Annotated in this window: 13 protein-coding genes; 8 read left to right on the top strand and 5 right to left on the bottom strand. The window is 33.4% G+C overall.

Going from position 1 to position 16602, the window contains the following annotated elements; translation table 11 throughout:
* The first annotated feature begins 190 nt into the window (after positions 1–190).
* The 6 genes from ACWA1B_RS02010 (at position 191) to ACWA1B_RS01985 (ending at position 5535) form a co-directional block, all read left to right on the top strand.
* Positions 191–1153 (top strand): polyphosphate kinase 2 family protein, encoded by a 963-nt coding sequence (locus ACWA1B_RS02010; RefSeq protein ID WP_456904238.1) that lies wholly within the window; start codon positions 191–193, stop codon positions 1151–1153.
* A gap of 125 nt (positions 1154–1278) precedes the next feature.
* Positions 1279–2637 (top strand): oxygen-dependent tRNA uridine(34) hydroxylase TrhO, encoded by a 1359-nt coding sequence (gene trhO / locus ACWA1B_RS02005; RefSeq protein WP_456904237.1) that lies wholly within the window; start codon positions 1279–1281, stop codon positions 2635–2637.
* A gap of 16 nt (positions 2638–2653) precedes the next feature.
* Complete coding sequence (locus ACWA1B_RS02000; RefSeq protein WP_456904236.1) at positions 2654–3115, top strand: hypothetical protein; 462 nt, start codon at positions 2654–2656, stop codon at positions 3113–3115.
* Between the two features lie 125 nt (positions 3116–3240).
* The gene (tnpA, locus tag ACWA1B_RS01995) at positions 3241–3675 is read left to right on the top strand and encodes an IS200/IS605 family transposase (protein WP_456904235.1); all 435 of its coding nucleotides are present in this window, start codon (positions 3241–3243) and stop codon (positions 3673–3675) included.
* A gap of 388 nt (positions 3676–4063) precedes the next feature.
* Positions 4064–5305 carry a peptidase U32 family protein gene (locus ACWA1B_RS01990; RefSeq protein ID WP_456904234.1) on the top strand — a complete coding sequence of 414 codons (1242 nt, stop codon included), beginning with the start codon at positions 4064–4066 and terminating at the stop codon, positions 5303–5305.
* Complete coding sequence (locus ACWA1B_RS01985) at positions 5305–5535, top strand: ferredoxin (protein WP_456904233.1); 231 nt, start codon at positions 5305–5307, stop codon at positions 5533–5535. Before ACWA1B_RS01990 ends, ACWA1B_RS01985 begins: the two co-directional genes overlap by 1 nt.
* A 56-nt stretch (positions 5536–5591) precedes the next feature.
* Here ACWA1B_RS01985 and ACWA1B_RS01980 read toward each other — a convergent pair whose 3' ends face one another.
* The 5 genes from ACWA1B_RS01980 to ACWA1B_RS01960 form a co-directional block, all read right to left on the bottom strand.
* Positions 5592–7019, bottom strand: coding sequence for a hypothetical protein (locus ACWA1B_RS01980; RefSeq protein ID WP_456904232.1), 1428 nt, complete (start codon positions 7017–7019; stop codon positions 5592–5594).
* Between the two features lie 569 nt (positions 7020–7588).
* Entirely contained in the window at positions 7589–8566 is a 978-nt protein-coding gene (locus ACWA1B_RS01975) for a PorP/SprF family type IX secretion system membrane protein (protein ID WP_456904231.1), read from the bottom strand.
* A gap of 38 nt (positions 8567–8604) precedes the next feature.
* Positions 8605–12630, bottom strand: coding sequence for a T9SS type B sorting domain-containing protein (locus tag ACWA1B_RS01970; protein ID WP_456904230.1), 4026 nt, complete (start codon positions 12628–12630; stop codon positions 8605–8607).
* A gap of 365 nt (positions 12631–12995) precedes the next feature.
* The gene (locus ACWA1B_RS01965) at positions 12996–13622 is read right to left on the bottom strand and encodes a DUF2306 domain-containing protein (RefSeq protein WP_456904229.1); all 627 of its coding nucleotides are present in this window, start codon (positions 13620–13622) and stop codon (positions 12996–12998) included.
* A gap of 331 nt (positions 13623–13953) precedes the next feature.
* Positions 13954–14505 (bottom strand): hypothetical protein, encoded by a 552-nt coding sequence (locus ACWA1B_RS01960; protein WP_456904227.1) that lies wholly within the window; start codon positions 14503–14505, stop codon positions 13954–13956.
* A gap of 279 nt (positions 14506–14784) precedes the next feature.
* Between ACWA1B_RS01960 and ACWA1B_RS01955 the strand changes: the two genes are divergently transcribed.
* Together ACWA1B_RS01955 and ACWA1B_RS01950 are read left to right on the top strand one after the other, a co-directional pair.
* Positions 14785–16137: a PSP1 domain-containing protein gene (locus ACWA1B_RS01955; RefSeq protein WP_456904225.1), complete on the top strand. Its 1353-nt coding sequence runs from the start codon at positions 14785–14787 to the stop codon at positions 16135–16137.
* Positions 16121–16600, top strand: coding sequence for a gliding motility lipoprotein GldH (locus tag ACWA1B_RS01950; protein WP_456904224.1), 480 nt, complete (start codon positions 16121–16123; stop codon positions 16598–16600). The genes ACWA1B_RS01955 and ACWA1B_RS01950 overlap by 17 nt, the downstream gene beginning before the upstream one ends.
* Positions 16601–16602 lie beyond the last annotated feature (2 nt).

Raw genomic sequence — 16602 nt, 5'->3', positions numbered from 1 at the left:
TAGCTAAGTTAACATTTTTTTAATTACGATTTGAAATATTATTTTCATTTTGATTTTTTATTAAATTTATATGTAATTGATATTCAAATGTTAATAAAACCGACAAAATGATGTAAAACATCGCCAAAGTGCATTTTTTGTAAGAATAAATTTTTACCGTGTCCTGTTTTAATTCTAAAAAGGTTGTATTATGTCAAAAAAAAATAAAATAAAATTGGAGAATTTGAGTGGTGTTTCAAGTGAACTAAAAGCATTAAGTAAAAAAGAATTACTGCATAGAGCCAAGAAGTTTTCAGAGCAATTTTGTGTAGGTGACGATAAAAATTTTACACTAAAGGACAAACCCACTTCTTATTTTGGGGATGAATCAAAGTCAGCAATTAAAGAAGCTTTACAATTGGGAGTGAAAGCATTGGCTGCCATGCAGGATACACTTTATGCTCAAGATAAATGGTCGGTTTTGCTTATTTTTCAGGCAATGGACGCCGCAGGAAAAGATGGCGCCATCAAGCATGTTATGTCTGGTATAAATCCGCAGGGCTGTCAGGTTTCTTCTTTTAAAGGCCCGAGTTCTGAAGAATTAGACCATGATTATCTTTGGCGTTGCCAAAAACATTTGCCGGAAAGAGGTCGCATCGGAATTTTTAATCGCTCTTATTATGAAGAAGTTTTAGTGGTTCGAGTTCATGAACAAATTTTAAGAGGACAAAAGATCCCTGAAAAATTGATTACCGAAGATATTTGGGAAGAGCGTTTTCAAGATATCCGAAACTTTGAAAAATACTTAAACAGAAACGGAACAATTGTAATCAAGTTTTTTCTTAATGTTTCGAAAGAAGAACAAAAAAGAAGATTCATAGAAAGAGTTGATAATCCAGATAAAAACTGGAAATTCAGCGCCGCCGATGCCAAAGAAAGAGGTTATTGGAATGATTATATGTTTGCTTATGAAGAGTTGATCAAGAATACATCAACCAAAAAATCGCCTTGGTATGTAATTCCAGCCGATAATAAATATTATGCCCGAATTGCCATTGCTTCAGCCATTATTCATGCTTTGGATGAAATGGATTTAGAATATCCAAAAGTAAGCGAAGAAAAAATCGCGGAGCTAAATGCCGTCAAACAAGCATTACTAAATGAAAAAGAGTAACATTGTTTTTTTGCTTTTAAAAACCTTAGTGCCTCAGTCTCGAAACTTCGGGATTGCAACTTAGAACCTTTTTCCGTACTTTTGCCGCTCAAAAAAAATATTCTTAACTTAAAACTGTTTATAGCATGCAACTGTATAACACTTTGAGCGCAGAAGAAAGAGCCATCATGATCGATGATGCAGGACAACAACGACTTACGTTGTCTTTCTATGCGTATGCCAAAATTGAAGATCCTAAAAAATTTCGCGATGATTTATTTGTAGCCTGGAATGCTCTCGATGCATTAGGCCGAATTTACGTTGCCAACGAAGGAATAAATGCTCAAATGAGTATTCCTGAAGAAAATTTAGAGGCTTTTAGAGCAACTCTTGAAGTTTATGATTTTATGAAAGGCATTCGTTTGAATGAAGCTGTAGAGCATGATGATCATTCCTTTTTAAAATTGACTATTAAAGTGCGTCACAAAATCGTTGCCGACGGTTTGAATGACGAAACTTTTGATGTAACTAATATTGGCGTTCATTTGAAAGCCAAAGAATTCAATGAGATTTTAGATGATCCAAACACCATTGTAGTTGATTTTAGAAATCACTACGAAAGTGAAGTTGGACATTTTAAAAATGCTATTACTCCAGATGTTGAAACTTTTAGAGAGAGTTTGCCAATCATTAACGAACAACTTCAAAACCATAAAGAAGATAAAAATCTGGTAATGTATTGTACTGGAGGAATTCGTTGCGAGAAAGCAAGTGCTTACTTTAAACACCAAGGCTTCAAAAATGTTTATCAATTAGAAGGTGGAATCATCAACTATGCGAAACAATTAAAAGAAGAAGGTTTAGAAAGTAAATTCATTGGTAAAAACTTCGTATTTGATAATCGTTTAGGCGAAAGAATCACAGATGATATTATTTCGCAATGCCATCAATGCGGAAAACCTTGCGATAATCACACGAATTGTGAAAATGACGGTTGCCACTTGCTATTTATTCAATGTGATGAATGTAAAGCAGCAATGGAAAACTGCTGTTCTACAGAATGTTTAGAGATTATCCACATGCCTTTGGTTGACCAGGTTCGTTTGAGAACTGGAAAACAAGTTGGAAATAAAGTTTTCAGAAAAGGAAAATCGGAGAATCTAAAATTCAAACACTCTGGCGAATTGCCAGAAACTGCTTTGGCAACAGCACAAAAGGAGGCTGATATCCGTCAGAAAATAAAAGTAAAAAAAGTGCTTCTTGGAAAAGCGGAACATTATTATGTAAAAGCACAAGTTGGACAATTCACAATAGAAAATCACGAATTAAATAGCGGTGATAAAATCCTTATTTCTGGCCCAACAACAGGCGACCAAGAAATTGTTTTAGATAAATTCATCGTTGATGGTGCAGAAACTCAAACTGCTAAAATTGGTGATAAAGTTACTTTTGAAGTTCCATTCAGAATTAGATTGTCTGATAAAATTTACAAGATTTTAGAATAATTTAGTTATAAAACGCATGAATAAATTATTGCTGGTTTTATTCTTGAGTTGCTTCAAAATTATGGGACAGGTAAATAAATTGCCTGTTCCTTCAAAATCTTTTGTTGAAAAAATTAAGTATGAAGATAATTTCGAAGAAAAATATTTCGCCCAATATCTTGGAAAAAAATCGGAACATATTTTAGAGCGTTTTAACGATTCAAAAGGTGTTTGTGCTAAAAAATATGAGTTTAAAACAGGAATTAAACTAAAAAGTAATTTATGTTCTGAAGCTGGATTAGATGGCGAAATTGTCTTCCCTAATTATTCAAAAAGCGAAGTCATTAAATTTGTTGAGTGGTTTTTCAAAACAGAGGATAATGTTTGGAATAAATCAAAAACTAAATATCAGCCAAAAGAAGAAGGCGATGCTGGCTGTTATCTTGAAATCAAGGAATCTAAAGGACAGACTGTTCTAAGTTACTATTGTGGTTGCTAAAACATATAATAATACCACTATTTTTAGTGAAAAACTGATTGTAATAGAAAATCTACCAAAAACAAAACTGTAAGATTAATCATGTAAAAACGTAAATTAGCAGAAATTTTTATGCTGATTTACTTATGTCACAATCCTTTACTAAATTATGGGTTCATGCAATTTGGTCCACCAAAAACCGTCAGGAATTAATTGATTTTTCAATTCAGAAAAAACTTTACGATTTTATTTGGCAAGAGTTAACTGATCTCGGATGCCCTGTCGGAATCATAAACGGAATGCCTGACCACCTACATATTTTATTTTTACAAAATCCACAAAAAACAATCACAGACATTGTAAAACAAATAAAAGGAAGTTCTTCTCATTTTATTAATCGAGGAGAATTTATCCTTGAAAAGTTTGCATGGCAAACTGGTTTTGCAGCTTTCTCTGTAAGTGAATCTCAGCTGGATGCTGTTTATAATTATATTAGAAATCAAAAGCAACATCATCTTAAGAAAAACGGACAAGATGAATTTGATGAGTTTGTAAAACTGCATGGATTGGGTGATAAATGATTATTAAACTCAGCGTTGCGTCCCCGTGGTTGAAACCACGGGCTATATTTGACAAAACATACTCAAAGAAAACATAGCCTGCGGTTTCAACGCAGGAACGCAAAGAAAATCTACAACGATTATACGTATAAAAAAGTTTAGAAAAAATGTTTTACAATACGTTTCCTGTGGTTGAAACCACGGGCTATATTTGAAAAACATACTCACAGCAAGCATAGCCTGCGGTTTCAACCGCAGGAACGCAACGAATATCCTCAACTCTACAAATACTTTTTAAAATGTAGACTATGATATAAATCATAGAAATCTAATCCATACCCACATTATTTTTGCCAATTGTTAGATGAGTAGATTCGGAAAACGTATAATTGGAATAATAAAAGCAAAAATGACACTTACCAACAAAATTGAACTCATGGCTCCCGCAGGCAGCTTTGAGTCACTTCAGGCAGCGCTAGATAATGGTGCAGATTCTATTTATTTTGGAGTAGAACAACTTAACATGCGTGCGCGTTCAACGGTGAATTTTACCATTGACGATTTAAAAGAAATTGCGAATCGATGTGAAGCCAAAAACGTTCGAAGCTATTTGACTTTAAACACGATTATTTACGATCACGATTTATCAGTCGTAAAAACAGTATTGAAAAAAGCCAAAGAATCCAATATTACAGCCATAATTGCATCTGATCAGGCTGTAATTGCTATGGCAAGATCAATAGGAATGGAAGTTCACATTTCAACTCAGTTAAATGTTACAAATATAGAAACCATAAAATTCTACAGTTTATTTGCCGATACAATGGTTTTAAGTCGAGAATTAAGCTTGCGTCAGATAAAGAACATTACAGCTCAAATTGAAAAAGAACAAATAAAAGGCCCAAACGGAAATTTAGTAGAAATCGAAATTTTCGGACACGGAGCTTTGTGTATGGCGGTTTCAGGAAAATGTTATTTGAGTCTGCATTCGCATAATTCATCTGCAAATCGTGGCGCCTGCAAACAAAACTGCCGAAAAAAATATACGGTTATCGATCAGGAAACTGGTTTCGAAATCGAATTGGACAACGAATACATGATGTCGCCTAAAGATTTGTGTACAATCGATTTCTTAGATCAGGTAATTGATTCGGGAATTCAGGTTTTAAAAATCGAAGGACGTGGCCGTGCGCCAGAATATGTTGCAACAGTTATCAAAACCTACCGCGAAGCTATTGATGCATATTACGACGGAACTTTTTCGAAAGAGAAAACGAAAGTTTGGATGGAAGCTTTAAATACAGTTTATAATCGCGGATTCTGGTCTGGATATTATCTTGGTCAGGAATTAGGTGAGTGGAGCGATATTCCAGGATCTGCAGCAACGCAGAAAAAGGTTTATGTTGGAAAAGGAACGCATTATTTCCCAAAAGCAGAAATTGGACAGTTCAAAATAGAAGCCTATGATATAAAAATCGGTGATAAAATTTTGGTTACTGGACCAAGTACAGGCGCTCAGGAAATGATTATCGATGAAATGTTTGTAAATGATGCTGCAGGCAAAAAAGCCACAAAAGGCGATGACTGTAGTTTTAAATTACCATTCAGAATAAGAATGTCGGACAAATTATATAAAATCATTGAGGCATAATGGTTATCATCACTTTACAAAGAGACAAATGCATTGGTTGTAATTACTGTGTTGAGATGGATCCGATTCATTTTCAGATGTCCAAAAAAGATGGAAAATCGGTTTTGCTTCATTCTCAGAATGCGAAGGGATTTTTTACACTGAAATCTCCAAATCATGCAATCGCAGAAAGCTGTGAACTTGCGGCAAAAGCTTGTCCAGTTAAGATTATTACAGTTAAGGAAACTTAGAAATAATATAAAATGAAAGAGTCGCAATTTGCGGCTCTTTCATTTTTTAGACTTCTTCAGTATTTTTGGGATGCAATATTTTCATCGATTTCATCCCATTCTTTTGCCGTCCAAAATAAAGCAATGTGTAGATTGTATAAACCGATACCGCCGTAAAGTAATACGCAAGTATAATACAAACTAGTAGGCATATCTTGAAATAAAAAGAATATCGTTGCGATGCTTAATAGTGTAAGAACGATCCAAACACCAATTCTAAAATATAATATTAAAATATACAGAGATATAACGGTTAAAATCAGATAAATTAAGTTTTCGCGGCTCAACCCTAATCCAATAAATTTATATATTCCGTATACACTTGCTAAAAATAAAATAAAGAACTGAAGCAAAGATTTGTTTCTTTGTTCGTTATCTTCCATTTCAAAATATTCCGTATTAGTTAAGGGAGTACTTTTTTGGAAAAAGAAAAATAAAGGAATTACATTAATTATGGGGATGAAACTAAATAAATAGATCCATAAAGGTCTTCTTCGCAAAGCGCCCAACTGTAATAACAATAGTTGAGAGAATAATAAATATACAAATGCAATTTGTAAAATAATACGAAAAAACTCAAATATGCTATATAAAATAATTGAAAACCTCGAATTCAAGTCTCCAAACCAATGTTGAGAGAAGTTTTCTGTAAAATTCAAATGAAGAGCAAGCAATGAAGTAAATAAAATTGTAAAATGTATCGTAATTTTTTTGCTTGTTAATAAAGAAACAGCGGGCATTTTTATAAAATTCTTAAAAGAGAATCCAGCATCTGACAGAAATAGAAAATAGAAAAAAGACAGTGGGGAAAAAACTTTTATAAGTGCATTCCCATAAGAATAAATAGAAATAAGGAAATCGTTAATAAGTATCAGTGATCCGATTTTTTCATATATTGTACTGATACTTACTATACTAATTAGTCCAATAAAATAGCCTGTCAAACTTAAATTTTTTCCATAAAGTATTTTTCCTCTCAATGCACCATATAATGCATAAGTAGGGAAAAAATTTATAATGAAAAAAATAGACAAAATGAACTCTGAAGTTTCTGAGTTATCAAAATTTGTATAAAAATGTAGCGTATTCAAAACTATTGATGGCAAGCAGAGTAAGAGAACAAATTTAATTTTATCATACTTTTTTTCATAAACGGCTTCCCAACAAAGCAGAACTACCATAATTAGTATATCGACAAATTTGTTTATGATTTCTGCCCAAATAGGTAATTCCTTAGCAGAATTAATAGTATCAATTAAATCAAGCATTCCTGGACCTCTCGATGACTGTGAAATGTAAAAATTGTTAGTAATAAATTGCTTGATGATAAAAAGCAAGGTAGCAATAGCAAGGGGATAGAATATCTTTTTAAACTTTAAAAAATTAAAATTATAAAAGTAGTTTGTTTTTTCTTCTGGTTTGTCTAGTAAAATTTCAGTATTCATTTAGTGGCTAAGGTTTGTTTTTGGGTTGGTTTGAATCTTTTTTTTTGTACTAGTAAACTTAACAAATTTTGTTTCTCTTTCAGAATTATTTCAAGACAGAAACCCGATCGCTTAGATTTATCTCAGCAACGATCGTGCAGATTTGCAATTCGTGCGCACAAAGATTGGTTTATTCTCTTTGTAAATATCAAAAGCACATTAATTTGCTTAACTTTTATTTTAATGATTTGTTTTGTGTCTTAACTGTTGCGGGCACGGATTGCAAATCCGCGCTATCGGTTTAATGGTATTATAAAAGAAGAATATTTGGATGATTATAACATCGATGACAACCCGATCATTCAGATTTATCTCAGCAACGATTGCGCGGATTTGCAATCCGTGCGCGGAAAGATTGGTTTATTCTCTTTGTAAATATCAAAAGAACATTAATTTGCTTACCTTTTATTTTAATGATTTGTTTTGTGTCTTACTGTTGCGGGCACGGATTGCAAATTCGCGCTATCGGGGTATATATAAGATTTTGGGATAAGATTTGAATTTAAGTATACAAAACAGAGGAATAGTATTTAGTAATAAACCGGACTTTGCGTACAAGGACAATTGCTGATTTTTTGAAAGAAGTCTAAACCAATAGTGATTACATGTGTTCCCGAATTATATGCGGCAATTTTGTTAAGAGAGGCTTGATAGGAATACCCAAAATAAAAGTTTGATTTCTTAAAACCAGCCATTGGTCCAACCATTAATGGCTCTAAAAACTGGTCATTTAGAAAACGATAAGAAGCTCCAACCCAGAAATAATCGTCATATCTGTTAAATTGTCTGTACTTAATATTTAGGTCAGTACTAGAACGCTTATCACTTTCAAATAATTGATAATAAACTGAGGGTTCAAATTCTATCCTGTTTTTGGTATTTACTCTAAAAATGTAACCGGTGTAAACTTGGTAATTTCGCAATAAAGAAGGTTCTTCACGGTAAAATTTATCGATGTTCTTGTTTAAAATATTTCCAATATTTAAACTTATGTAAAAATCTTTAATGCGATACAGTGTTCCAATATCAAAATTTTTATTTGAAAGATGGCGATTATCTGTCACTGCCGGATCAAACGAATCCGAAATTCCAGTTCCAGAATTAAAATTAGCAGTGTTAATTTTAAAAGTGTTGATATTGTATGAAATACCAAAGGATAAATATTGTTTAGAATAATAATCTAACGTTAAATGGTGTGCAAACGAAATTTTTGCACCAGTTTGACTGGTGTTTCCATTTTTATCATTATATAATGAAATTCCAATTCCGGAACGATCCAGAATTCTCATATCGGCATAGAGGGATTGATTGTCTGGAGCATCTTTAATGCCAACCCACTGTGTTAATCCGTTAGCTCGTATTCTGAGATTATCTCCAATACCGGCATAAGTTGGCGAAACAGCAAATGGATTATCTGCTAAATACTGCGTAAAAACAGGCAGATTTAATTCTTGGCTGTAACTTGATATTACAAATAAGATCAGATATATTTGAATGATTTTTTTCATTTTATTTAGTTTTTAGGTAACGGAATTCTCTTTGCTGTTTATCTGTAAAGTGTAAAATGTCCAACAAATTCCCTGTTATCTTCTGGATCATTCAATTTTAAAGTATACCAGTAATCTCCAGACGGAAGTTCTTTTCCGTCGATTTTCCCGTCCCATTTCTCGTTTAATCTATAAGTGCCAATTTCTCGGCCATATCTGTCAAAAATGGAACAGTTTAAATTTTTAAAAGAAGTAGTGCATCCGACACTCCAGAAATCATTAATGCCATCACCATTTGGAGTAAAATAGTTTGGAATACAGATATCAATGTATTTAGCGAATATTGTTTTCACAGAGTTGCAGCCGTTTTTGTCGGTTACAGAAACGGTGTAATTGCCCGTTTTACTAATGGTAAATTTATTAGTAGTACTGAAGGGTTCACTTTCAAATGAATATCTATAATCTCCATTTCCACCAGAGGCAGTCGCTGAAATTTCATTCAGCTCTGTATTGCTTAAAGTTAATACCAATGGATCAAATGCTTCAATTGTAAATTCCTCTGTATCCTGCTCGCAGGTATTTGTATGTCTTGCTCTGATAAAATGTTTGCCAGGACTAATATTTGTAAAAATAGGACTGCTCTGATATCTGCCAGAATTTCCGTCGAGGGTATAATCTATTTCAGAAGCATTTGTTATGGCAGGATTAATATTGACAGTAGCAGAGTTAGAAGGTAAATTATCGACACAATTATATTGAATGGTAGCAACAGGATTAATCGAAACCGAATTTGGAAGATGAACCTCAAGAGTAGTCGTACAGTTTAAATTATCTTTGATATAGACGTTATGAACTCCTCCAGAAAGGTTTTGAAAAGTATGCTCATTTCCAGAAATTAAGATAAAATTTGTATCATCTATCGCCACGCTGTATGGTAATGAACCACCACTAATTGAAATCGTAAACTCTGCATTTTTATCACCTTCACAAATTTCAGATAAAGATTCGGATAAAATTGTTGCACTAAGTGACTTAGAAACCACAAGATTTAGAATCTGATCGGCTGTATTGTCGTTACCAGCAATTTTAAGTCCACTTTGAGCAGTTGTATAGCTTGTGTTATTGGCAGCCCATGTGTAATTTCCTCCAGCACATATAACAGCATTTGTTACTACATCTGCAGGTTTCGCAGTAACTGTCAGGTTTAATACCTGATCTGCAGTACATCCATTGTTCACAATTTTAAGACGATTTTGTGCTGTTGTGTACGTGACATTATTAGCCGGCCATGTGTAAGATTCTCCTTTACTTATAGTTACATTTGTGATTATGTCAGCAGGTTTTGGTGTAATTGTTAAATTTAGTATCTCATCTGCAGTACAATTATTATTCTTTATTCTTAGTCCATATTTTGCTGTTGTATAAGTAAGATTATTGGCTGGCCAGATATAAGATTCTCCGGAACATATTGTTGCATTGGTAATTATGTCAGCAGGTTTTGGTGTAACTGTCAAATTTAGTACCTGATCTGCAGTACATCCATTCTTTCGAATTCTTAATCCAGATTGCTTAGTTGTATAGTACTGGCCATTTGCTTCCCATAAATAACCATAACCGGCACATATAGTTGCGTTTGTAATAATATCAGCAGGTTTGGGCGTGACTGTAAGATTAAGAATTCTTTCTGGCTCACATTGATTAGGATTAAAGCTTACGGTTTGGGTTGTAGTGTAAGTGATATTGTTAACAGGCCATTTATAACTTTGACCTTCGCAAATAGTTTCATTTGTAATAATGGCAGAGGGTTGGTCAAAATGAGAAAGGGTTAAAGAATGACATTCACCATTTTTTATTGCTATATAAATCCCTGTTTCACTATAAGTTACATTATTTACTTCCCAAGTAAATGTGTTACTTCCGCAAATTCCTGCTGACCAATAATGCATTGGCATAACTGTTAAATTTAATACTTGATCAGCGGTACACGAATCATTTATAATTTTAAGTCCTTTTTGCGTTGTTTTATAAGTCTGACCATTTGCTGGCCATGTATAGCTTTCTATAGCGCATATAGTAACATCGGTTATTATATCTGCTGGTTTAGCAGTCACAATAGTTAGATTTAATACCTGATCTGCAGTACAATCGTTATTAGAAATTCTAAGCCCAGTTTGTTTTGTACTATATGTGTTACCGTTTGCAGCCCATGTATAAGTTTTACCTGAACATATAGTTGCATTTGTAATTATATCATCTGGTTTCGGTTTTACAATTAAGTTTAATACTTGGTCTGCAGTACATCCGTCATTAGAAATTCTAAGTGCGATCTGTGATGTCGTATAATTGATATTGTTTGCCGGCCAGGTATAAGTTTCCCCTGCACAAATCGTTTTTGTTGTCACCACATCTGCAGGTTTGGCTGTGACAATCAGATTCAATATCTGATCAGCGGTACATCCGTCATTGATTTTTCTGTATGTTCCGGAAACGGTGTAAGTTTTTCCGTCAACGCTCCAGTTGTATACAGTTCCCGAACAGATTGTTTCGGTTGTGACTACATCGGCAGGTTTAAGAGTAACAGTCAAATCCAGAACCTGATCGGCCGTACATCCGTCGTTTTGTATTCTTAATAAAGTTGATTGAGAATAAGTAATTCCGTTTGCGGGCCAAATGTAAGTTTGTCCAGAACATATTGATTTTGTTGTAACTAGATCCGCGGGTTTAGAACCTACAGTCAAATTTAATACCTGATCAGCGGTACATCCGTCATTGATTTTTCTGTATGTTCCGGAAACGGTGTAAGTTTTTCCGTCAACGCTCCAGTTGTAGACACTTCCCGAACATATTGTTTCGGTTGTCACCACATCGGCAGGTTTAGGAGTAACAGTCAAATCCAGAACCTGATCGGCCGTACATCCGTCGTTTTGTATTCTTAATAAAGTTGATTGAGAATAAGTAATTCCATTTATAGGCCAAATGTAAGTTTGTCCAGAACATATTGATTTTGTTGTAACTAGATCCACGGGTTTAGAACCTACAGTCAAATTTAATACCTGATCAGCGGTACATCCGTCATTGATTTTTCTGTATGTTCCGGAAACGGTGTAAGTTTTTCCGTCAACGCTCCAATTGTATACAGTTCCCGAACATATTGTTTCGGTTGTGACTACATCGGCAGGTTTAGGAGTAACAGTCAAATCCAGAACCTGATCGGCCGTGCATCCGTCGTTTTGTATTCTTAATGAAACTGATCGGGAATAAGTAATTCCGTTTGCGGGCCAAATGTAAGTTTGTCCAGAACAGATTGTTTCGGTTGTGACTAAATCGGCAGGTTTAGGAGTAACAGTCAAATCCAGAACCTGATCGGCCGTACATCCGTCGTTTTGTATTCTTAATGAAGTTGATTGAGAATAAGTAATTCCATTTATAGGCCAAATGTAAGTTTGTCCAGAACATATTGATTTTGTTGTAACTAGATCCGCGGGTTTAGAACCTACAGTCAAATTTAATACCTGATCAGCGGTACATCCGTCATTGATTTTTCTGTATGTTCCGGAAACGGTGTAAGTTTTTCCGTCAACGCTCCAGTTGTAGACACTTCCCGAACAGATTGTTTCGGTTGTCACCACATCGGCAGGTTTAGGAGTAACGGTCAGGTTTAGTACTTCGTCTGCTATACACTCATCATTAGAGATCCTAAGTCCAGTCTGCGCTGTGGTATAATTAGTGTTGTTTACTGGCCAAGTGTAGGATTCACCTTCACAGATCGTTTTGTTGGTAATAATATCGCCAAGTTTTGGCTTAACGAGAATTTTACCGACTGTTGCATCACAGTTTCCCTCTAATAAAATTTTATAATCAAATTCTCCCATTTCTTTTGGAACTATAATGGTCAGGATATTGTCTGACCATGACGTTATTATTCCAGACGGTAATATGGGTGAAGTTGATAATGAAGATGATGTGCCTGACTGAGGAATGGAAGTTATTTTTAATTGTGCATTACTATTTGTTATCGATAGTAAGAAAGCAGAAATAAAAATGTAGAGTTTGTAAAACTTGAATTTAAAAGTAATTTTTTTCAAAGACATTTTATTTTAGAAATTAATGCGAGTTTTAATATTCATTCACAACTTTGTGCGAGTGAAAATTCTTGCAAAATTCTAATATCTTTAATTATTTAATATTTATAAAAAGACAAAAAAACAGCAGAATACGACATGTTCTGATTTTGGCTAAGCTTTATTTCCAGTTTTCTAATCGGTTTTCGTAGATATTGTATTAAATCTTTTCGTTCACTAGCAAGATGCCAGTGCTAGCTTGCATAAATGTCACTGACTTTGGTCCGAGATGACCAGCTAATGGAAGGTTTAATGCCATCAAAAAAATCATATCTATTATGTAACCATCGAATCTTTTTCCTATAGATCCATTTTGAAATAATATGGTTTTACTCTACTACTTTAAATTTCATTTTTTTAATAAAAAGATATGCAAAAAGAATGTTAGGAATCCAGCAAATCCAAGAAGTTATTATATAGGCAGTTATAAAATCTTTAGTGATAAATACTAATAAAGGAAGCCAAATTCGTAATGTTATTGCTGCGGAACAAGCTGCATAACTATAAATCATCATTTTGTGATGTGCCTCTATTTTGCCGTTCTTTATTGTTACATAGGCTCTTAATGTTGTAGTAAACCATATTAAAGCAAGAGAAATAAAGCCTATTGAAGCCCATAGTCTACCTGTAGCAAAAACACCAATATAAATACCAGCTAGTGAACTCATGATTACAGAGAGCACATAAATTTTGCCAATGTTTCTATGGAGTCTGATATTCCTAAATCTGATTCTTGAACTGAATTGTGTCCAGCCAATTAACAAAGCAATTCCACCAAGCGTGATGTGAGTGTAAAAAGCTATATTCCATCCAATACTTGATAACACTTCACTTGTTTTGGTTTGCAAAAGTCCAAATTTTCGATCTATTAAAAAATATGTTGTGGGATATAGACCTATAATCAATGCAAGTGCAACAAAAAGCTTTTCGATTATTTTTTTAGAATAAGAGCCCATAAAACGCAAATTGATTTTCTGTACAAAATAGCATTTTAAGCGATTTTAAAATTACCATAAAACGTAATAAAACTATTACTATAAGGTATTTATAAAATATTAAATTTGAATAAAAATAGCTTTTTTGAAAAAGATTTGAATTTTTATTCAGCGTTTTATTAATTAATAACAACGATAGCGCGGATTTGCAATCCGTGCGCGCAAAGATTGGTTTATTCTCTTTGTAAATATCAAAAGCACATTAATTTGTGTAACTTTTATTTTAATGATTTGTTTTGTGTATTACTGTTTCGGGCACGGATTGCAAATCCGCGCTATCGGGTTTGTTTAATTAAATTTGATCAAATAAAACATCCTTATACCGATCGAAATAGAAATTGTCATTTAAACTTTTTTCATTTTTAATTTGTTGAACTATTTCTTTTTGAAAAAAGATTTCCTCTTTAAGCAGTTTATTCCAATATTCGGGATTGTCTGAGAAATTTTCATAATAATCCAGTATGTCTATAAGCAGTAAAAAATTTAAAAGAACGTTTTGTGAATTTTCTATAGAAAAAACACAATTTTCAAGTCCGCTTAGAATGTTTATTTCCATTGCATCCAATTCAACAAATTCATCTGCATATTCATCTGTTTCCGAATCATATTTTTCTAATGCGTCTTTGAAATACTGAATATTATTGTTTTTTAAATTATTAATTAACTCTTCTTCAGTGATTTTTATTTTTAAATGCTTTTCTACACATTCAGATACATTATCTAGCAAGAAATAGAATTGAGCAAAACCGACGGCAATTTTTTTTCGTTGCTCGATTTTAAGCTCTTTTAGATTATTTTCTAAAAATACCTTATGTTGACTTAATACATCCAAAATGTTAAACATGTTTTTGTTTTTAAAAAATTAACCGCAAAAGTAGTTTTAGAAAAAATTAAAAACGACCTCACTAAGCCATAAAACAAACACAATAAGTCTTTTATTTACAGAAGAATAAATTATTTTCAGCAAACAATTTTAAAACGGTTATTTTTTAAAATCGATTAATTTTTTATTTAACAACCCTTTAGAACTAATCTATAAATAGCCAAATAAAAAAAATACTATCTTTACCGATCAAACGTTTATGAACTTAAGTTGCTTTTATGCAACACTACATATATAATTATGGCATGTACAAGTTGTTCAACCTCAGATGGTGGCGCACCAAAAGGTTGTAAAAATAATGGGACTTGCGGCACCGATAGCTGCAATAAATTGACTGTTTTTGACTGGCTTTCAAACATGAGTCCGTCTAATGGAGAGGCAATTTTTGATTGTGTTGAGGTTCGTTTCAAAAACGGACGTAAGGAATTTTTTAGGAATTCTGAGAAACTAACTTTAAGTATTGGTGACATTGTAGCAACTGTTGCTTCACCAGGACATGATATTGGAATTGTAACTCTTACAGGTGAATTGGTAAAAATTCAAATGAAGAAAAAAGGAGTAAATCATGAAAGTAATGAAATTCCAAAAATTTACAGAAAAGCATCTCAAAAAGATATTGATATTTGGTCTGTAGCGCGTGATCGTGAGGAACCAATGAAAGTTCGTGCACGAGAATTGGCAATTCAGCACAAACTCGAGATGAAAATTTCTGATATTGAATTTCAAGGCGACGGATCAAAAGCAACTTTTTATTACACAGCAAACGATCGTGTCGATTTTAGAATGCTGATTAAGGATTTTGCGAAAGAATTCAGTACCAGAGTCGAAATGAAACAAGTTGGTTTCCGTCAGGAAGCCGCTCGTTTAGGAGGAGTTGGTTCTTGCGGACGTGAACTTTGCTGTTCAACCTGGCTAACTGATTTTAGAAGTGTAAATACCTCCGCAGCACGTTATCAGCAGTTGTCATTGAATCCGCAAAAATTGGCAGGACAATGTGGTAAACTTAAATGTTGTCTTAATTACGAGTTAGATACTTACATGGATGCCTTAAAGGATTTTCCGGATTACGATACTAAATTAGTAACCGAAAAAGGAGATGCTGTTTGCCAAAAACAAGATATTTTCAAAGGATTAATGTGGTTCGCTTATACCAACAATTTTGCAAACTGGCATGTTTTAAAAATTGATCAGGTTAAAGAAATTATTGCTGAGAATAAGCAAAAAAACAAAGTTTCTTCCTTAGAGGATTTTGCAATTGAAGTAACTTCAGAACCTGAAAAAGACTTTAATAATGCCATGGGTCAGGAGAGTTTAACTCGTTTTGACCAACCAAAAAGAAAGAAAAAAACAAACCGTAAACGCAAATCAAATGCTGAAAATGCAGTAGTTGCACCTACGCCAAATAAACCACAACAAGGAAATAACAATAACAATAATAAACAAGGCGGAGGAAATCCGAATAAATCGAATAAGCCTCACAACAAGCAAAATCATTCTAATAAAAACAAGCAAAACGAAAATAAACAGAATGAAAATAAGCCTGCTGAACCTAGAAAACCAATAATTATTACTAAAAATGAGAATAAAAAATAGCTGGATTCTTCTTTTGGTTGCAATACTCCTTTTCTCTTGTGATAAGAAAAGAGTGTTTGATGAGTACAAATCCGTTGGGAGTGCCTGGCACAAAGACAGCGTTGTTACTTTTGATTTGCCGGTTTTAGATTCTACAAAAAAATACAATTTATTTGTAAATTTGAGAGACAACAACAATTACCCGTTTAATAATTTGTTTTTGATTGTTGCTATTGAGACACCAAGCGGATTTACAAAAGTGGATACGCTAGAGTATCAAATGGCAAATCCAGACGGAACTTTATTAGGAAATGGCTTTACAGATATAAAAGAAAGCAAGTTGTTTTACAAAGAAGATGTGAAGTTTAAAGGAAAATATAAAGTTCATATTAAACAAGCTGTTAGAGAATCAGGCAAAATCCCTGGTGTTGAAGCTTTAGAAGGTATTACAGACGTAGGTTTTAGAATAGAACAAAAAGATTAGAA

Source organism: Flavobacterium xizangense (genome assembly GCF_054075145.1).
This window is presented reverse-complemented; position numbering and strand designations above follow the sequence as displayed.